This window comes from Serratia marcescens (assembly GCF_006715005.1).
Lineage (GTDB): Bacteria > Pseudomonadota > Gammaproteobacteria > Enterobacterales > Enterobacteriaceae > Serratia > Serratia montpellierensis.
The window spans coordinates 5,253,474-5,271,028 of record NZ_VFMJ01000001.1; the positions used below are offsets into that span (position 1 = coordinate 5,253,474).

Below are 17,555 nucleotides of genomic sequence, written 5' to 3' on the forward strand. Positions count from 1 at the left end.
CGTGCCGGGCGGCATCCTTCCCACATGAACAATCAACACGACATTTTGCGCCTGCTGCGCAACCTGATCCGCATCGGCACCGTGAGCACCGTTGACCTTGATAACGGTCTATGCCGCGTCGAAACCGGCGGCAATCTTACCGATTGGCTGAATTGGCTAAATTTCCGCGCTGGGCGTACCCGCAGCTGGTCGGCGCCTTCCGTCGGCGAGCAGGTGCTGATCTTTGCGCTGGGTGGCGAACTCGATACCGCTTTTGTGCTGTGCGGCATTTTCTCCGATGACTTCCCGGCCCCGTCTGCGTCTGCGGATGCGCTGCATATCGCGTTCCCGGATGGCGCGGTCATCGAGTATGAACCGGAAACCAGCGCGCTGAGCGTGTCCGGCATTAAAACCGCCGACGTGCAGGCGTCGGAGTCCATCACCGCCAGCACCAAAGTGGTGATCGTTACGGCTGACAAAATCACGCTCGATGCGCCGGAGGTGGTCTGCACCAACAAACTCACCACCGGCACGCTGGAAGTGCAAAAAGGCGGGGCGATGCGCGGGAACATCGAACACAGCGGCGGCTCGTTCTCGTCGAATGGCGTCGTTGTTGATTCGCACACCCACGGCGGCGTCCAGACCGGCGGCGGGAAAACGGGGAAACCAACATGAACAGCGCCAAATATATCGGCATGAACCGAGGCACCGGCCGCACGCTGACGGACATCGAGCATATTCGCCAGTCCGTGGCGGACATCCTGATCACGCCGCAGGGTTCGCGCCCGATGCGCCGGGCTTATGGCTCATTGCTCTCTGAGCTGCTCGACCAGCCGCAGAACGATGCGCTGCGCCTGCAGATTATGGCCGCCTGCTACAGCGCGATTTTGGCGTGGGAGCCACGCGTCAAGCTGACCGGCATCGCTTTTAATACCACCTATGACGGCAAGATGGTGATCGACATCACCGGCACCCGCACCGATGCCCCCGGCGCGCTGTCGCTGTCTGTTCCTGTGAGCTAAAACCATGGCAACGATTGACCTTTCACAACTGCCCGCGCCGATTGTCGTTGAGGTGCTGGATTATGAAGACATTTTGGCAGAGCGTAAGGCGACGCTGATTTCGCTTTACCCGGAGGAACAGCGGGAGGCCGTCGCGCGCACGCTGGCGCTGGAGTCGGAGCCGATCGTTAAGTTGCTGCAGGAGAACGCCTACCGCGAGGTGATTTTGCGCCAGCGCGTCAATGATGCCGCTAAAGCGGTGATGCTGGCGCACGCCACCGGCGAAGATCTCGACCAGATCGGCGCCAACTTCAACACGGCGCGATTGGTGATCACCCCGGCGGATGAAAGCACTATTCCGCCGACACCGGCAGTTATGGAAGCGGATGAAGACTACCGCCTGCGCCTGCAGGATGCTTTCGAAGGGATGAGCACGGCGGGATCGGCCGGTTCCTATCGTTTTCACGCCCGCTCGGCCGATGGCCGGGTGGCTGATGTGACGGCAATCAGCCCATCACCGGCTAACGTGACCGTCACCGTGTTGTCGCGGGACGGCGACGGCACCGCAAGCCCCGAACTGCTGCAGGTTGTCCGCGACGCGCTGAATGATGAGGACGTGCGCCCGGTCGCCGATCGGGTCATCGTGCAATCAGCCAAAATTGCTCCGTATGTTATCGAGGCCGTTTTATACCTGTATCCCGGCCCGGAGGTGGCGCCCATCCTCGACACCGCAAACAAACGGCTACACGCCTATGTGCAAAATATGCGGCGCCTCGGGCGCAGTATCCGGCGCTCAAGCATGAATGCGGCATTGACCGTTGAAGGCGTCGAACATGTGGAGATTATCAAGCCTGCCGCCGACATCGTGCTGGATAAAACGCAGGCGGGTTACTGCACCGGCGTGAACATCACTCCCGGGCGCGCCGATGACTAACCGCTTATTGCCTGTCGGCTCCTCACCGCTGGAAGTTGCTGCCGCCGCCGCGTGTGCTGAGCTGGAGCGCGTGCCGGTTCCCCTGCGTGATTTGTGGAACCCGAAAACCTGCCCGGTGCATCTGCTGCCCTATCTGGCGTGGGCGTTCTCTGTCGATCGCTGGGATGAGGCGTGGCCGGAGGACGTCAAGCGGGGTGTGGTGTCCGCTGCGTTCTACATTCACCGGCATAAGGGCACCATCGGCGCAGTGCGCCGTGTGGTGGAGCCGCTCGGCTACCTGATTAACGTTATCGAGTGGTTCCATACCGACGGCGCCGATCCGCCCGGCACCTTCCGGCTGGATATTGGCGTGCTGGAAACCGGCATCACCGAGGAAATGTATCAGGAAATGGAGCGCCTTATCGCCGACGCCAAGCCCCTGAGCCGCCACCTGATCGGCCTCAACATTTTGCAGGACATCCCCGGCCGGATTTACACCGGCGCGGCCGCCATTGATGGCGATGTTATTACCGTTTACCCCGGATAAGAGAAAATCATGAACAAATACAAAGCGATTATTACCACCGCCGGGGCGGCCAAGATTGCCGCCGCCAGCGCGGGCGGCACGCAGTTGAAAATCGTCTCTATGGCCGTCGGCGACGGGAACGGCACGCTGCCGACGCCCAATCCGGCGCAAACAAAACTCGTCAACGAGAAATACCGCGCGGCACTCAACGGGCTGACTATCGATAAGGCGCTGAAAAATCACATTCTGGCCGAGATGATTATTCCGGCGAACGTCGGCGGGTGGTGGTTGCGTGAAATGGGCCTCTATGACGAGGCCGGGACGCTGATTGCCGCCAGCAACATGGCGGAGAGTTACAAGCCGAAGCTGGAAGAGGGCAGCGGCCGCACGCAGACGCTGCGCATGATCCTGATTGTCAGCAGCACCGAGGCGATTCAGGTGATCGCCGGTGGCGACACCGTGCTGGCGACCAAGGATTTTGTGGCCGACGCGATCGCCGCGCATGAGAAAACCCGAAACCACCCGGACGCCAGCACCACGGCGAAAGGGCTGGTACAGCTGAGCAGCGCAACGACCAGCACCGACGAAACGAAAGCCAGCACGCCGAAGGCGCTTAAAACTGTCAGCGATGCCAGCATGAAAAAGGCCTCCAATCTGTCCGACTTGCCCGACAAGGCCGCCGCGCGTGGCAATCTGGCGCTGGGTGATGCCGCGACGCGCAACGTCGGGGTAGAAGGCGGGCAACTGATGGCCGTCGGCGCGTTTGGTCTGGGGGCGGGCGCGCGGGCTTTCGATAACGCTTATTGCAACACTGCGCAAATTTACCGGCTGAATGCGACCTCTGAGAACAAGCCGCCGATCGCTGGAAATATTGCCGCCGGGGTGCTGAGCCTGCCTTGCGATGCCGCACCCTCAACGGGCTATGTCAGCGTGTCGGGGTTGGGACATGGTTTTATTGGCCGTTCTAACCGGCCGGAAAATGGGGTGGTGTGGTCACGGATTTACACCACCGATTACAAACCGACGGCCGCCGATGTCGGCGCATGGAGTAAAACCGAAGCTGACGGCCGTTTTCTGATGCTGTCCGGCGGCACGGTTAAAAAACTGGCTATTAAGCCCGGCAACGCTGAAACGGATGGGGACTCACTGAATATTGAGGGAAACCAGCATACGCCGTTGGTCATGAGCCGCCCTTCAGCACAGAGTAATTTATCAATCGGTTTCCAAGTCGCCGGGAAGGCACTGATGCGTCTTGGTTTGGGGATGGATAACGAGTTGCATTGGGGAACTGAGCCTAATCAGGGGGCAAACCCGCGTATTTATACGACGGCGAAACCGCCTACCGCGCAAGAAACAGGCGCGTTGACGGATGCGCAAGCTATGCAGAAATACGCGCTGCGTTCTATCAAGGTGAACGGCAAACCGTTGAGCGGGGATGTCAATCTGTTGGCCGGTGATGTCAACGCATGGAATAAAACCGAAGCCGACGGGCGCTATGTGAAACGGGCGGGCGATACCATGACCGGGGCGCTTGCGTTGCCGCGCGTGGTTTTCCCCAGCGAAAGCTTGCAGGCCACAAACGCCGACAGCGACCTCACACGGCCGGACGGTTTCACCCTTGAACAGCTCGGCGATAAATCAGTCGGCTATCCACTGACTAAAGGGAATCTCGGTAATTTGATGACGTTCAAACTCAACAAATACCGGCATGTCCAATTTGCGATCGGCTCGGGTAATACGGAGTTTTGGCTACGTTCTCCTCGGGAAGATAATCCGGCGACGGCTAAGGCTTGGGCGCAGGTGTACACGACACACTACAAGCCGACGGCCGCTGACGTTGGCGCGCTGACGGATGCGCAGGCCGCGCAGAAATACGCGCTGCGCTCTATCAAGGTGAACGGTAAGCCGTTGTCCGCTGATGTGAATTTGTTGGCCGGTGACGTTAACGCCTGGAATAAAACCGAAGCAGATGGCCGCTATCTGGCGAAGACCGGCGGGCAGTTAACCGGGACGCTAAAGACCAGCGCGGAGATCCAATCTACCCATATTGATAATTATCGCATGGTCGGCGGCGGGTTCGGTTCCTTCTGGCGCAATGACGGCAATCGGCTTTATCTGCTGCTGACAAACGAAAATGACCAATACGGCACATTCAACGCCCTGCGTCCGTTCTCTGTGGATGTCAGAACCGGTGCCGCCGCTTTTGAGTCGGGTATTCATATCGGCGGTAACTGGCCCGCGATCACCACCTCCAGCGGGACGACGTGGCACCCTGACGGCAACGTACAGGGCAGCTGCTGGGGCGGCTACCTCAGCAACTGGCTTAATCAAAATATCTCGGCTGCGCAGAACAATGCGCAGAACTGGGCCTATCAGAATTTGGTTCAGGGTGTGCGCATGGCCGGGCGCACGGTTATCGCGGATACCGGCGGGCGCATCGATTTACCGTCGGGCTGTGTTTATACCGGCATGTCCGGCTCAAACTACAACCCCTCAATCTGGGGCGCTTATTCAGCGGTTCAGGTGCTGATTAACGGCACATGGGCAACAATTGGAACGGTGTAAAATGCAACACATTAAGAATTTGAAGAGATACACGCCGGGAGAATTATTCCTTGGCGAGAACGTGATTTATCTTCAGGATGATAACGGTATTGACTGGTACGCCGCGCAAAAATTGTTTTCGCCGGACACCGTAAAACTGGCTTATGACGAAAGCGGCATTATCTGTGTGATTAACAGCGATGTGTCGATGCTGTGGCCGATTGGCTTATCGGTTATTGAGCTGAACCCAACGAAACTCCCAAAGCGCTGTCTGGCTAATGGTGAGTGGGTGTTTGACGGTAAGAAGGTGAGCCCGCGCGCCTATTCCGCAGAAGAAATGATGGCGAGGGCTGAAGCCAGAAAAAATGAATTGCTGGCGATAGCGGGCGCGGCTGTTGCGCCGCTTCAGGATGCTGTTGATTTGGATATGGCGACCGAGGCAGAAAAAGCGCTGTTGGCGGACTGGAAAAAATACCGCGTGACGCTGAATCGTCTTGATATGTCGGCCTCGGAAATTGACTGGCCGGTGGCACCCGGCGCCTAAGAAAAAAGCCCGCAGCGATGCGGGCTTTTGTATTTGCGGTATTCCCTGATGTTGCCGCATCTACCTTTCGACATTACCCCGCCCGGCTAAAATCCGTCCAATTGATTGCATAGATCAATACAGCGTTATTGATCGGCGCGAGCGATCGTTATTTCCTCAAAATCCCCCAATCCGGCCCTGCCTGTTGTCTGGTCGGCCTTCCAGCACCCACCGCGTGCGGCCCGGCGTGCCGGGCGTCATCATGCCTGCACCTACTCACCATGGAGCAAGTTAATGGGCGATTATCATCACGGCGTGCGCGTCGTCGAAATCAACGACGGCACCCGCGTTATTTCCACCGTATCGACGGCGATCGTCGGCATGGTCTGCACGGCGGAGGATGCCGACGCGTCGGTTTTCCCGCTCGACACCCCGGTACTTATCACTGACGTGCTGGCCGCCTCCGGCAAGGCCGGTAAAAAAGGCACGCTGGCGGCGTCGCTGCGGGCGATCGCCGAACAGGCGAAGCCGGTCACGGTGGTTGTTCGCGTTGCCACCGGCAAAGACGCGGCGGAAACCACCTCCAATATCATCGGCGGCGCGAATGCGGAAGGCCGTTACACCGGCATGAAAGCGCTGTTATCTGCACAGGCTGAGCTGGGCGTTAAGCCGCGCATCCTCGGCGTGCCGGGGCTGGATAATCAGGAGGTCGCGACGGCGCTCGCTGGTATTTGCCAGCAGTTGCGCGCGTTCGGCTATATCAGCGCCCACGGCTGTAAAACCGTGCAGGAGGCTACCAAGTACCGCGACAATTTCAGCCAGCGCGAGCTGATGCTGATCTGGCCGGATTTTGTCAGCTGGAACACCACCGCCAACCAGAGCGACATCGCCTACGCCACCGCTCGCGCGTTGGGGCTGCGCGCCAAAATCGACACGGAAACGGGCTGGCATAAGACACTTTCAAACGTCGGCGTTAACGGCGTGACCGGTATCACCGCCAGCGTGTTCTGGGATTTGCAGGCGCCCGGCACCGATGCCGATCTGTTAAACGAGGCGTGCGTTACCACACTGATCCGCAAAGACGGCTTTAAATTCTGGGGTTCCCGCACCTGTTCTGATGATCCGTTGTTCATGTTCGAGAACTACACCCGCACAGCGCAGGTGCTGGCCGACACCATGGCCGAGGCGCACCTATGGGCCGTTGACCGCCCGGTAACGCCTACGCTGGTGCGCGACATGATTGACGGTATCAACGCGAAATTCCGCGAGCTGAAATCCGCCGGGCTGATTATCGACGGTACTTGTTGGTACGACGAAAGCGCCAACACCAAGGAAACCCTGAAGGCGGGCAAGCTGTTTATCGATTACGACTACACGCCGGTGCCACCGCTGGAAGATTTAACCCTGCGCCAGCGCATCACCGATCGCTATCTGGCGACGTTTGCGGCATCCGTGAACCGCTAAAGGAGACGTTAGAACATGGCACTGCCGAAAAAACTGAAATACCTGAACCTGTTCAACGACGGCTACAGCTACATGGGCGTGGTGTCCTCGCTGACGCTGCCGAAGCTCACCCGCAAGCTGGAGAAATACCGGGGCGGCGGCATGAACGGCGCGGCCTCCATCGATATGGGGCTGGACGATGACGCGCTGGCCGTTGAGTGGTCGATGGGCGGCATTGATGAGCTGGTGTTGAAGCAGTGGGGCGCCGTCGATGCTGTGCCGCTGCGCTTTGCCGGTTCCTTCCAGCGTGACGACACCGGCGAGGTGTCCGCTGTGGAAGTGGTGATGCGTGGCCGCCACAAAGAAATCGATTTTGGCGAGTACAAGCAGGGCGAGGATACCGAAACCAAGGTTTCCACCGAGTGTACTTACTTCAAGCTGACCGTGGACGGCAAAGAGCTGATCGAGGTCGATACCGTGAACATGGTCGAAAAGGTCAACGGCGTTGACCGGCTGGCCGAGCATCGCAAGGCGATCGGCCTGTAATTTTTGCGCCAGCCCGCCGGGCTGGCCCTTTTCCCCCTGATTTGAGAGAACACCATGAAAGACGCAAAAGAAAATACCGTTACCCTCGACACCCCGATCCAGCGCGGTGAAACCACCATCACCGAGGTGCAGGTGATTAAACCTAACGCGGGCGCGCTGCGTGGCGTCGGGCTGGCGGCGATCGCCAATGCCGATGTTGACGCGCTGCTGGTTGTGCTGCCGCGTGTGACCGTGCCGAACCTGACCAAAGAAGAATGCGCGCGCCTTGAGCTGCCGGATTTGGTGGCGCTGGCCGGGAAAGTGGTCGGTTTTTTGTCGCCGAACTCGGCGGCGTAATCCCCGACGCCCGGCTGGGCGTTGATGACCTGATGGCGGACATCGCGGTGATCTTCCACTGGCCGCCGTCTGAAATGGCCGGAATGACGCTCACGGAGCTGTTGAACTGGCGCCATTTGGCACTGCAACGCAGCGGAGTTAATCACGATGAGTAAAAGCCTGCAGCTACAGGTGCTGCTGAAGGCCGTAGACCAAGCCACCCGCCCGCTAAAGAGTATCCAACAGGCAAGCAAACAGCTTGCCGGTGACATCAAAACCACGCAGCAAACCCTCAAGGCTCTGGACGCGCAAAGCGCTCGGATTGAGGGGTTTCGCAAGGCGCAGGGGCAGCTTGCCGTTACCGGCAAGGCACTAAAGAAAGCCAAGGAAGAGGCGGCCGCGCTGGCCGTCCAGTTCAAGGCGACGGAAAAGCCCACGGCGCAGCAAGCGCGCTTGCTGGAGGCATCAAGGCGCGCCGCCGCCGAGCTGCAGACGAAATACAACGGTCTGCGCCAGTCGGTGCAGCGCCAGCGTGACGCGCTCAACGCTGACGGCATCGCTACCCGGAACCTGAGCGCCGAACAGCGCCGGTTGAAGGCCAGCGCCAGCGAAGCCACGACAGCGTTGGGCCGCCAGCGCGGCGAGCTGGATCGCCTGAGCAAGAAACAAGATCAGGTTAACCGCGTCGGCGCGCGTTACCGTGCCGGGCAATCGGCAACCGCGGCTGTCCGTAATACCAGCGCGGCCGGGCTGGGTATCGCTACCGCCGGGCTGGTCGCTGAAGGGGCGTTTATTGCGCCGGGGGTGCAGTTCGACAGGCAGATGTCAGACACGCAAGCCACGTTAGGGCTGGCGAAAAATGACCAGCAATTGGCCGCCATTCGCCAGCAGGCGCGGGATATTGGCGCCACGACCGCGTTTTCGCCGACGGACGTCGCCCGCACGCAATCGGTGCTCGCCAAGTCCGGATTTAACGGCGATGCCATTCTGAAATCGACCGAGTCAACGGTAAATCTGGCGCTGGCCTCCGATCTGGACATCGCCGACGCGGCCGACATCATCACCAACATGCAATCGGCGTTTAACATGCCGATAGACGAGATCCAGCGCGTCGCGGACGTGATGACCAAAGGTTTCACCAGCTCGAACAGCAACCTGATGGATTTTGGCGAGGCGATGAAGTACGTCGCGCCGATCGCCGAGGCGGCCGGGGCCAGTATCGAGGACACCACCGCTTTGCTGGGCGTGTTGGCAGATAACGGCATCAAGGGGTCTATGGCCGGTACGGCGGCCAGTGCGATGTTTACGCGGTTACAGGCGCCCGTCGGGCAGGCGGCTGATGCGTTGTCAGAATTGGGCGTAAAAACAAAGGACGGCAAAGGGAACATGCTGCCGATCGCGAACATCCTCAAGAAAATTAACGGCTCGTTTAAAACCAACAAGCTCGGCACCGCGCAGCAGGCCGAATACCTGAAAGTCATTTTCGGCGAAGAGGCGATGAAAGGCGCTATCAAGCTGATTGACGCCGCCGGTAACGGCAAGCTGAGCGAAAAACACAGCACCGTCACACAGTCAAAAGGGGCTACGGCCCAGATTGCCCGAGTGAAGGTGGACAACCTCGACGGCGACCTGAAAAACCTGTTTTCGGCGTGGGAAGATGTTCGCATTGAGGTGTTCGACGGCCAGAATTCAGCGCTGCGCAAACTCACGGTTTCCGCCACCGAATGGCTCACCAAGGCGGGGGCATGGGTGAAGGCCAATCCTGAGCTGGTCGGCACGCTGGTGAAAGTCACGGCGGGCGTTACGGCCCTGATCGGTGGCCTCGCTGCGCTGGGCCTTATTGCATGGCCGGTGATGGCCGGGGTCAATATGTTGATCGCCGGGGCCGGGCTGCTGGGAACGGTCTTTACCACCGTTGGCGCCGGGATTGCGGCCGCATTCAGTGTGATCACCCTGCCGGTGGTCGCTGCGGCGGCGGTGATTGTCGGTGTGGCGTTGACTATCCGTAAATACTGGGAGCCTATCAGCGCCTTTTTGAGGGGCATCGGCGAAGGCTTCAGCGCCGCTTTCGCGCCGATGCGCGCCGCGCTTGTCCCGCTGGCAGGCGCATTTACGCCGCTGCTGAACATGGTGCGCAACGTCTGGCAGTGGTTCGGCAAGCTGATCGAGCCGGTGAAATCTTCACAGGCCGAACTCCAGACGGCCGCGCGCTATGGGCGCATGTTCGGTGAATGGATCGCGGCTGGATTGAGCCTGCCGCTGCAGCTGTTGGGCGGATTGCCCGGCCTGTTGACCGGCATCTGGGGCGTTGCGAGCGGCATTGCGGAGCGTGCCGCCGCTGTCTGGGACACCATCGGCGAGCGTGTTAACGCGGCATGGCTGGCGCTGAGCGCCGCCACGGTTCAGGCATGGGATCGGCTGACCGGCTGGCTTAATGGCAAATGGGAGGGGCTGGTAAACGGGGCTAAAGCACTGCCGGGGCAGTTCAAAGAAGCCGGGATGAACATGATCAACGGGGTCATTGACGGCATTAGCGAACGCTGGCAGGCGCTGAAAGACAAATTTTCCAGCCTCACGGATATGCTGCCTGACTGGATGAAGTTTGGCGACGATGAGGCGGAGGTTAACCCGGCGATTTCATACAACCGCCCGGCACCTGAGCTGATGCCGGGGCCGGGCTATGCAGGGGCATTCGACAAGGGCGGTATCATCCCGCGCGGCCAGTTTGGCATCGTCGGCGAGCGTGGCCCGGAAATAGTCAACGGCCCGGCCAACGTCACCGGGCGCCGGAAAACGGCGGCGCTGTCGGCGGCGATGTTATCGCTGTCAACGCCGGTGATGGCGTCGGCCCCGGCTGCTGCACCTGCCACGGCGCCAGCCCCGATCACGATTCAGGTGTACGGTGCCCCCGGTCAAGATGCGGCATCTATTGCGCGCGAAGTCTCGCGCCAGCTTGAGGCCGAACGACGCAAACACGCGGCCGCCGCGCGCAGCCGCATGAACTACGAAGGGTAAAACCATGATGTTAACGCTGGGCCTGTTTGTTTTTATGCTGCAGACGCTGCCGTATCAATCCATGAGCCGCAACGCGGAATATCGCTGGCCGAGCAACGCCCGCGTTGGCCTGCGCCCGGCGGCGCAATTTCTGGGGATGGATGAGGAAAAAATCACGCTGTCCGGGGTGCTGCTGCCGGAGATCACCGGCGGCCGCTGGTCACTGCTGACGCTGCAACTGATGGCCGAGCAGGGCCGGGCGTGGCCGCTGATTGAAGGCACCGGCACGATTTACGGCATGTTTGTGATCGAGTCGATTTCTGAAACGCACTCCGAGTTTTTCGCCGACGGCAGCCCGCGCCGCACAGAGTTCACGCTCAACCTGAAGCGGGTCGATGAATCCCTGTCTGCGATGTTTGGCGATCTGCGCCAGCAGGCCGGGGAACTGTACGATAAAGCCGGAGAGATGGCCGGGAAGGCCGCCGGTGCTATGGGAGGGTTGTTATCATGATCACCGGCGTAAGCCTGCCAGCCGGGGCACGAGTTGCCCCGGATTTTTCGCTGTTGCTGCAGGATAACGACATCACGCAGAACATCCGCAAGCGGCTGATTTCGCTGTCGCTGACGGATAACCGGGGCTTTGAGGCCGACCAGCTCGACATCGAACTGGACGACAGCGACGGACTGATGGCGATGCCTCAGCGCAATGCGGTGCTGTCGTTGGCGCTCGGCTGGCAAGGCTCGCCATTGACGCCAAAAGGCCAGTTTACGGTCGATGAGGTCGAACACCGGGGCGCACCGGACACGTTGACTATTCGCGCGCGTAGTGCGGATTTTCGCGGCTCGCTGAACACCCGGCGCGATGAGTCCTACCACGACACCACCCTGGGCGACATTGTGCAGAAGGTGGCTGCGCGCAATAAGCTGAAAGCTTCGCTGGCCGCCGGTCTGGGCACCATCAAAATCAGCCATATTGACCAGACGCAGGAGACGGACGCGGCATTTATTACCCGACTTGCAACGCTCAACGGTGCGGTGGCGGCGGTGAAAAATGGCGCTCTGCTGTTGTTGCGACCGGGGAACGGCGCCACGGTAGGTGGGAAGCCATTGCCGGTGTATACCATCACCCGGCAGGATGGCGATCAGCACAGTTTCAGCATTGCCGATCGGGATGCCTACACAGGCGTAACGGCGAGCTGGCTCAATACAAAACAGCCGAAGCCGAAGAAAGTGAAGCTGCAGCGCAAGCCAAAAGAGCAGCATTTGCGCGCGCTGCAACACCCGAAGGCGAAGCCGGGCAGCAGTAAAAAACCGGGGAAACCGGCGGAGGCGGCGAAAGGCGACTATCTGGTGGGGGCTGACGATAACGTGTTTGCGATCACCAAAATTTACGCCACCAAGGCCGCCGCGATGCGCGCCGCACAGGCAAAGTGGGAAAAGCTTCAGCGCGGTGTGGCTGAGTTCTCACTGTCGCTGGCGGTGGGGCGGGCTAACATCACGCCGGAAACGCCGGTACGCGTCAGTGGGTTTAAAGCGGCGATCGATGCGCAAGACTGGATAGTGAGCAAAGTCACGCACAATTTGAGTAACGGAGGTTTTACGACGGCGCTGGAGTTTGAGGTTTTGCTGTCGGATGTGATTTATGATGTGCATGACTTCGCTTTATGAATTTGTAAATTAGATTAAAGCTAATTCAAATCCAGATCACAGAGCGTATTATCGCGGCAAGAGCCATTGATGAGGAATTAATAATGTTCCATTGCCCATTATGCCAGACTGCGGCCCATGCCCGCACCAGCCGCTATCTGAGTCAGCACACGAAAGAACGTTATCACCAGTGCCAAAATATCAACTGCGGCCACACGTTTAAAACGATGGAGACCTATGACAGTGCGATTATGACGCCGGGGCAGGTCAGGGCCGTTCCCCCGCATCCGGTTGGCGCTAGTGTGGCAGGCCAACAGCAGGTTATGTGGATGTGATCAGCTGAGAGAGACAAACCCGCTTAATGCGGGTTTTTTATTGGAATGCGTACATTGGGCTGGCAACTATCTTATGTCGGGGTGTGTGATATGGGGAGAGATTCAAAAAACAGAGCGACACTTTTGCGACACCTATGTTGATGGTAACAAAAAAGCCACCCTGAGAGGTGGCTTAATTATATGATTTTAAAACTAAAATTTGGTGGCCCCTGTTGGGTTTGAACCAACGACCAAGCGATTATGAGTCGCCTGCTCTAACCACTGAGCTAAGGGGCCAAGCCGCGAGATTATAGGGAATCCTTAAGCGGCGGTCTACAGTTACCCGCCCGTATGTTGCTTTTCTGCACAGTTCTAGCCTGTTGTAATTGCTGGCGGATTTTGCGATAACCGCAGTAAATCCCTGTAATGGACTCACGACACTCATGGAACTTCTGGCGCCTAACCTGCGGGTGGTGTTTTGCGGCATCAACCCCGGCCTTTCTTCCGCCCATCAGGGCTACCCTTTCGCCAACGGCAGCAATCGCTTCTGGAAGGTGATCCATCAGGCCGGCTTTACCGAGCGCCAGCTGGCGCCGGAGCAGTGGCAGCAGCTGAAGGATAACGGCTGCGGCATTACCGCGCTGGTGGCGCGCCCGACGGTGGCGGCCAGCGAGCTGTCGCGCGACGAGCTGCGCAGCGGCGGCGAGGCGCTGCAAGAGAAAATCCTGCGCTATCAGCCGCGCGCGCTGGCGATTTTGGGCAAGCAGGCGTTCACCACCGCCTTCGGGGTGAAAAACGCGCCCTGGGGCAAGCAGGCGCTGATGCTGGGGGAAACCGAGGTGTGGGTATTGCCTAACCCCAGCGGATTGAACCGCGCCACGCTGGAGCAGCTTACCGCCAGCTATCGCGAGCTGTTCCTGGCGTTGCAATGATGCGGCGGGGCATATTCAGGGCATAAAAAAACCCCGGCAGGCCGGGGTTTTTGTTTTTGGTACGGCAGCCGGACTTAGTCGTCCAGGAAGCTGCGCAGCACTTCGGAGCGGCTTGGGTGACGCAGCTTGCGCAGCGCCTTGGCTTCGATCTGACGAATACGCTCACGGGTAACGTCAAACTGCTTGCCAACCTCTTCCAGCGTGTGGTCGGTGTTCATGTCGATGCCGAAACGCATGCGCAGCACTTTCGCTTCGCGCGCGGTCAGGCCGGCCAGCACGTCGTGGGTGGCTGAACGCAGGCTTTCCGAGGTCGCGGAGTCCAGCGGCAGTTCGAGGGTGGTATCCTCGATGAAGTCGCCCAGATGCGAATCTTCGTCGTCGCCGATCGGTGTTTCCATCGAGATTGGCTCTTTGGCGATCTTCAGCACCTTGCGGATCTTGTCTTCCGGCATCAGCATGCGCTCGGCCAGCTCTTCCGGCGTCGGCTCGCGGCCCATCTCTTGCAGCATCTGGCGCGAAATACGGTTGAGCTTGTTGATGGTCTCAATCATATGCACCGGAATACGGATGGTGCGCGCCTGGTCGGCGATGGAGCGGGTGATAGCCTGACGGATCCACCAGGTGGCGTACGTCGAGAACTTGTAGCCGCGGCGGTATTCGAACTTGTCTACCGCTTTCATCAGGCCGATGTTGCCTTCCTGGATCAGATCCAGGAACTGCAGGCCGCGGTTGGTGTATTTCTTGGCGATGGAAATAACCAGACGCAGGTTGGCCTCAACCATCTCTTTCTTCGCGCGGCGGGCTTTCGCTTCGCCGATCGACATGCGACGGTTGATGTCTTTGACCTGCTCGATGGTCAGGCCGGTTTCTTCTTCGATCTGACGCAGTTTCTGCAGGCTGCGCTGCACGTCTTCAGCCACGTCTTTCAGCTTTTCCGACCATGGCTTGGCCATCGCCAGTGCGGCTTCGAACCAGGAATCGCTGGTTTCGTTGCCGGCGAACAGGGTGACGAAGTTTTTCTTCGGCATTTTGCACTGTTCAACGCACAGCTTCATGATGATGCGTTCCTGGGTGCGAACGCGGTCCATCATGGTGCGCATGCTGTTGACCAGGAAGTCGAACTGCTTCGGCACCAGGCGGAACTGCTTGAACACTTCAGACAGCTTCAGGATCTCGTCCGCTGCGCTGGCGTGGCTGCGGCCGTTCTTCTTGATCACCAGACGCGTCGCTTCATACTGATCGCGCAGCTCGGCGAACTTCTGACGCGCCAGCTCAGGATCGATGCTGTTGTCGTCTTCGGTGTCGTCGTCTTCGGCGTCCTCATCTTCTTCGTCGTCGTCTTGCTCTTCGCTCGACAGTTCAGAACCGATGTGGGTCGCGGTAGGGGCGATGTCCTCTTCCGCGTTAGGATCGACGAAGCCGGTGATCAGATCCGACAGGCGCGCTTCGCCCGCTTCGACGCGATCGTACTGCTCAAGCAGGTAGGTGATGGCTTCCGGGTATTCGGCAACCGAGCACTGCACCTGGTTGATGCCGTCTTCGATGCGCTTGGCGATGTCGATTTCGCCTTCGCGCGTCAGCAGTTCGACGGTACCCATTTCGCGCATGTACATGCGCACCGGGTCGGTGGTGCGGCCGATTTCCGATTCTACGCTGGACAGAACCTGTGCGGCGGCTTCTTCCGCATCTTCGTCCGTGCTGTTCGAGTTTTCGGCGAGCAGCAGGTCATCGGCGTCCGGTGCTTCTTCCATCACCTGGATGCCCATGTCGTTAATCATCTGGATGATGTCTTCGATCTGATCGGAGTCGACGATATCTTCCGGCAGATGGTCATTGACCTCAGCATAGGTCAGATAGCCTTGCTCCTTACCACGGGTGACAAGTAGCTTCAGCTGTGACTGCGGGTTTTGCTCCATAAGACGGTATCCACACTTCAGAGTATTTAGGTTGGTGTCGGTCGGCGAAACCGCCAACAATAGCATTTGGGGCGTTTTCGTTATCGCCGCGGCCCACTATGGCGGCACTGTGCAGGGCTCTGCCCTCGCAATTATCGGCACTTAAGCCGTTTGGTATTCAGTTTTTCTTCGCTAAAACCTGGTTGAGAGAACGGACTTCCTCACGTTCCTCCGGGCTCAGGCCGCGCGTTCTGGCCTGGGCGATCAGCGTTTCCAGCCGTTGCTCGAGCACCGAGTCGTACAGGCTGGCCAACGTATCCAAAAAGGTCTGTTCGACCATGTCCTCAACGATCATATGGTTCCATGTCGCCAAGGTTTCAAGCTGCTGGCTGAATTTGTTGTCGCGATACAGCTCCAGCAATTGCCCGGTCGTCAGGCCCGGCTGCGCCAAACAGGTCTGCACCAGTTCGACGAACAGCGGCAATCCCGCCTGTTTGGTCTGCTCCAACCCTTCAAGCGAAGGGATAAGTGTAGCCAACTGCGGATTTTGCACCAGTAACCCTATCAGTATACGCATGGTTGTGCGTTTTAGCTGGGGCGCCTGATAAGGATTCGCATTTTCCGCCTGCTTGGGCATCAGCTTGTCGAGCTGGCTGTCGTCCAGCAGCCCCAGCTTGTTGCCGAGCTCCTGACGCAGGTACAAGCGCAACGTTTCGCCCGGCACCTGAGTAATCAGCGGCAGCGCCAGCGTGCTCAGCTTGGCGCGCCCGTCCGGGCTGCTCAGATCCACCTGCGGCAGCAGGCTTTCGAACAAGAACGTGGACAGCGGCTGCGCCTGCTCCATTCGCTGTTCGAAGGCTTCTTTACCTTCTTTGCGCACCAGGGTGTCCGGGTCTTCACCGTCGGGCAAAAACATGAACCGCAGCTGGCGCCCGTCGTTCAGGTACGGCAGCGCGGTTTCCAGCGCCCGCCAGGCCGCTTCGCGGCCGGCGCGGTCGCCGTCGTAACAGCAGACGACGTTGTCGGTAGCGCGGAACAGCAGCTGAATGTGTTCAGCCGTCGTCGAGGTTCCGAGCGAGGCGACGGCATAATCGATGCCGAATTGCGCCAACGCCACCACGTCCATATACCCTTCCACCACCAGCAGCCGCTGGAGGGTAGGGTGGTTCTGCTGTGCTTCATACAGGCCGTACAGCTGGCGGCCCTTATGGAAAACTTCGGTTTCCGGCGAGTTCAGGTACTTCGGCATACCGTCGCCCAGCACGCGGCCGCCGAAGGCGATCACGCGCCCGCGCTTGTCGCGGATGGGGAACATCACCCGTTCGCGGAAGCGGTCATACGAACGCCCCTGATCGTTAGTCACCAGCATGCCGGCATCGTTCAATGCGCGGCGCGAGTCGGCGTCGCGGCCGAAACGCTTCAGGGCGTTGTCCCATCCCGCCGGCGCGAAGCCGATGGCGAAATGGCGAATAACGTCGTCACTTAATCCGCGCTGCTGCAAATAGCTGCGCGCCGGCGCCCCGGAGGACTGCTGCAGTGACTGTTGATAGAACGCGCTGAGCTGTTCCATCAGTTGGTACAGGCTCTGGCGCTGGTGGCGTTCGATCTGGGTTGGCCCGGTGCCCGCTTCGTAAGGCACTTCCAGCCCGTGCATGGTCGCCAATTCTTCGATGGTTTCGACAAACTCGAGTCGGTCGTAATTCATCAAAAAGTCGACGGCGTTGCCGTGCGCACCACACCCAAAACAGTGATAAAACTGCTTTTCGCCATTAACGGTAAAGGAAGGCGTCTTTTCGTGGTGGAACGGACAGCACGCGTGGTAGTTCTTGCCTTGCTTCTTGAGCTTCACGCGGGCATCGATCAGATCGACGATGTCGGTGCGAGCCAGCAAGTCATTGATAAATACGCGCGGAATTCGTCCAGCCATAAGCCCTTACTTCATTAGCCTATAAACGAGAACAAGCCGCGCATTCCTTTCGGAAA

General features: G+C 59.2%; 17 protein-coding genes and 1 tRNA gene. 15 read left to right on the forward strand and 3 right to left on the reverse strand.

Annotation, left to right across the window (positions count from 1 at the left end; all coding sequences use genetic code 11):
- Positions 1 to 24 precede the first annotated feature (24 nt).
- From FHU12_RS25410 to FHU12_RS25475, 14 genes are all read left to right on the forward strand, one after another.
- Positions 25 to 654, forward strand: coding sequence for a phage baseplate assembly protein V (locus FHU12_RS25410; protein ID WP_141972486.1), 630 nt, complete (start codon positions 25 to 27; stop codon positions 652 to 654).
- Positions 651 to 1,001, forward strand: a complete 351-nt coding sequence (locus tag FHU12_RS25415; RefSeq protein WP_033639346.1) for a GPW/gp25 family protein — start codon at positions 651 to 653, stop codon at positions 999 to 1,001. The genes FHU12_RS25410 and FHU12_RS25415 overlap by 4 nt, the downstream gene beginning before the upstream one ends.
- A gap of 4 nt (positions 1,002 to 1,005) precedes the next feature.
- Complete coding sequence (locus tag FHU12_RS25420) at positions 1,006 to 1,914, forward strand: baseplate assembly protein (protein ID WP_141972488.1); 909 nt, start codon at positions 1,006 to 1,008, stop codon at positions 1,912 to 1,914.
- Complete coding sequence (locus FHU12_RS25425; RefSeq protein WP_015379109.1) at positions 1,907 to 2,440, forward strand: phage tail protein I; 534 nt, start codon at positions 1,907 to 1,909, stop codon at positions 2,438 to 2,440. Before FHU12_RS25420 ends, FHU12_RS25425 begins: the two co-directional genes overlap by 8 nt.
- 9 nt (positions 2,441 to 2,449) lie before the next feature.
- Positions 2,450 to 4,984, forward strand: a complete 2,535-nt coding sequence (locus FHU12_RS25430) for a phage tail protein (protein ID WP_260440759.1) — start codon at positions 2,450 to 2,452, stop codon at positions 4,982 to 4,984.
- A 1-nt stretch (position 4,985) separates the two neighbouring features.
- Positions 4,986 to 5,507 (forward strand): tail fiber assembly protein, encoded by a 522-nt coding sequence (locus FHU12_RS25435; protein ID WP_141972492.1) that lies wholly within the window; start codon positions 4,986 to 4,988, stop codon positions 5,505 to 5,507.
- 273 nt (positions 5,508 to 5,780) lie between these two features.
- On the forward strand, positions 5,781 to 6,950 hold the full coding sequence (locus FHU12_RS25440; RefSeq protein WP_141972494.1) for a phage tail sheath protein: 1,170 nt from the start codon (positions 5,781 to 5,783) through the stop codon (positions 6,948 to 6,950).
- A gap of 15 nt (positions 6,951 to 6,965) precedes the next feature.
- Positions 6,966 to 7,475: a phage major tail tube protein gene (locus tag FHU12_RS25445; protein WP_023447563.1), complete on the forward strand. Its 510-nt coding sequence runs from the start codon at positions 6,966 to 6,968 to the stop codon at positions 7,473 to 7,475.
- 54 nt (positions 7,476 to 7,529) lie between these two features.
- Complete coding sequence (locus FHU12_RS25450; RefSeq protein WP_060418393.1) at positions 7,530 to 7,811, forward strand: phage tail assembly protein; 282 nt, start codon at positions 7,530 to 7,532, stop codon at positions 7,809 to 7,811.
- A gap of 32 nt (positions 7,812 to 7,843) precedes the next feature.
- A complete protein-coding gene (locus tag FHU12_RS25455) occupies positions 7,844 to 7,966 on the forward strand; it encodes a GpE family phage tail protein (RefSeq protein WP_023456045.1) in 123 nt (40 codons plus the stop codon).
- Complete coding sequence (locus FHU12_RS25460) at positions 7,959 to 10,805, forward strand: phage tail tape measure protein (RefSeq protein ID WP_141972496.1); 2,847 nt, start codon at positions 7,959 to 7,961, stop codon at positions 10,803 to 10,805. The genes FHU12_RS25455 and FHU12_RS25460 overlap by 8 nt, the downstream gene beginning before the upstream one ends.
- A 4-nt stretch (positions 10,806 to 10,809) precedes the next feature.
- The gene (locus tag FHU12_RS25465; RefSeq protein WP_015379102.1) at positions 10,810 to 11,295 is read left to right on the forward strand and encodes a phage tail protein; all 486 of its coding nucleotides are present in this window, start codon (positions 10,810 to 10,812) and stop codon (positions 11,293 to 11,295) included.
- Complete coding sequence (locus FHU12_RS25470; RefSeq protein WP_141972498.1) at positions 11,292 to 12,452, forward strand: phage late control D family tail protein; 1,161 nt, start codon at positions 11,292 to 11,294, stop codon at positions 12,450 to 12,452. The genes FHU12_RS25465 and FHU12_RS25470 overlap by 4 nt, the downstream gene beginning before the upstream one ends.
- 83 nt (positions 12,453 to 12,535) lie before the next feature.
- Complete coding sequence (locus FHU12_RS25475; protein ID WP_033644586.1) at positions 12,536 to 12,766, forward strand: DNA-binding transcriptional regulator; 231 nt, start codon at positions 12,536 to 12,538, stop codon at positions 12,764 to 12,766.
- Positions 12,767 to 12,966: 200 nt separating this feature from the next.
- Here FHU12_RS25475 and FHU12_RS25480 read toward each other — a convergent pair.
- Positions 12,967 to 13,042: transfer RNA gene (locus tag FHU12_RS25480), tRNA-Ile, on the reverse strand.
- A gap of 146 nt (positions 13,043 to 13,188) precedes the next feature.
- On the opposite strand from FHU12_RS25480, the gene mug reads away from it, so the two are divergent.
- Positions 13,189 to 13,677, forward strand: a complete 489-nt coding sequence (gene mug, locus FHU12_RS25485; protein WP_141972500.1) for a G/U mismatch-specific DNA glycosylase — start codon at positions 13,189 to 13,191, stop codon at positions 13,675 to 13,677.
- Positions 13,678 to 13,751: 74 nt separating this feature from the next.
- Here mug and rpoD read toward each other — a convergent pair whose 3' ends face one another.
- Both rpoD and dnaG read right to left on the reverse strand, forming a co-directional pair.
- On the reverse strand, positions 13,752 to 15,593 hold the full coding sequence (rpoD, locus tag FHU12_RS25490) for an RNA polymerase sigma factor RpoD (RefSeq protein WP_025304326.1): 1,842 nt from the start codon (positions 15,591 to 15,593) through the stop codon (positions 13,752 to 13,754).
- 157 nt (positions 15,594 to 15,750) lie between these two features.
- On the reverse strand, positions 15,751 to 17,499 hold the full coding sequence (dnaG, locus tag FHU12_RS25495; RefSeq protein WP_025304325.1) for a DNA primase: 1,749 nt from the start codon (positions 17,497 to 17,499) through the stop codon (positions 15,751 to 15,753).
- Between the last annotated feature and the right edge of the window lie 56 nt (positions 17,500 to 17,555).

Coding starts and splice junctions, on each gene's coding strand:
- FHU12_RS25410 (WP_141972486.1), top strand. CDS start 25: ATGAACAATCAACACGACATTTTGCGCCTGCTGCGCAACCTGATCCGC.
- FHU12_RS25415 (WP_033639346.1), top strand. CDS start 651: ATGAACAGCGCCAAATATATCGGCATGAACCGAGGCACCGGCCGCACG.
- FHU12_RS25420 (WP_141972488.1), top strand. CDS start 1,006: ATGGCAACGATTGACCTTTCACAACTGCCCGCGCCGATTGTCGTTGAG.
- FHU12_RS25425 (WP_015379109.1), top strand. CDS start 1,907: ATGACTAACCGCTTATTGCCTGTCGGCTCCTCACCGCTGGAAGTTGCT.
- FHU12_RS25430 (WP_260440759.1), top strand. CDS start 2,450: ATGAACAAATACAAAGCGATTATTACCACCGCCGGGGCGGCCAAGATT.
- FHU12_RS25435 (WP_141972492.1), top strand. CDS start 4,986: ATGCAACACATTAAGAATTTGAAGAGATACACGCCGGGAGAATTATTC.
- FHU12_RS25440 (WP_141972494.1), top strand. CDS start 5,781: ATGGGCGATTATCATCACGGCGTGCGCGTCGTCGAAATCAACGACGGC.
- FHU12_RS25445 (WP_023447563.1), top strand. CDS start 6,966: ATGGCACTGCCGAAAAAACTGAAATACCTGAACCTGTTCAACGACGGC.
- FHU12_RS25450 (WP_060418393.1), top strand. CDS start 7,530: ATGAAAGACGCAAAAGAAAATACCGTTACCCTCGACACCCCGATCCAG.
- FHU12_RS25455 (WP_023456045.1), top strand. CDS start 7,844: ATGGCGGACATCGCGGTGATCTTCCACTGGCCGCCGTCTGAAATGGCC.
- FHU12_RS25460 (WP_141972496.1), top strand. CDS start 7,959: ATGAGTAAAAGCCTGCAGCTACAGGTGCTGCTGAAGGCCGTAGACCAA.
- FHU12_RS25465 (WP_015379102.1), top strand. CDS start 10,810: ATGATGTTAACGCTGGGCCTGTTTGTTTTTATGCTGCAGACGCTGCCG.
- FHU12_RS25470 (WP_141972498.1), top strand. CDS start 11,292: ATGATCACCGGCGTAAGCCTGCCAGCCGGGGCACGAGTTGCCCCGGAT.
- FHU12_RS25475 (WP_033644586.1), top strand. CDS start 12,536: ATGTTCCATTGCCCATTATGCCAGACTGCGGCCCATGCCCGCACCAGC.
- mug (WP_141972500.1), top strand. CDS start 13,189: ATGGAACTTCTGGCGCCTAACCTGCGGGTGGTGTTTTGCGGCATCAAC.
- rpoD (WP_025304326.1), bottom strand. CDS start 15,593: ATGGAGCAAAACCCGCAGTCACAGCTGAAGCTACTTGTCACCCGTGGT.
- dnaG (WP_025304325.1), bottom strand. CDS start 17,499: ATGGCTGGACGAATTCCGCGCGTATTTATCAATGACTTGCTGGCTCGC.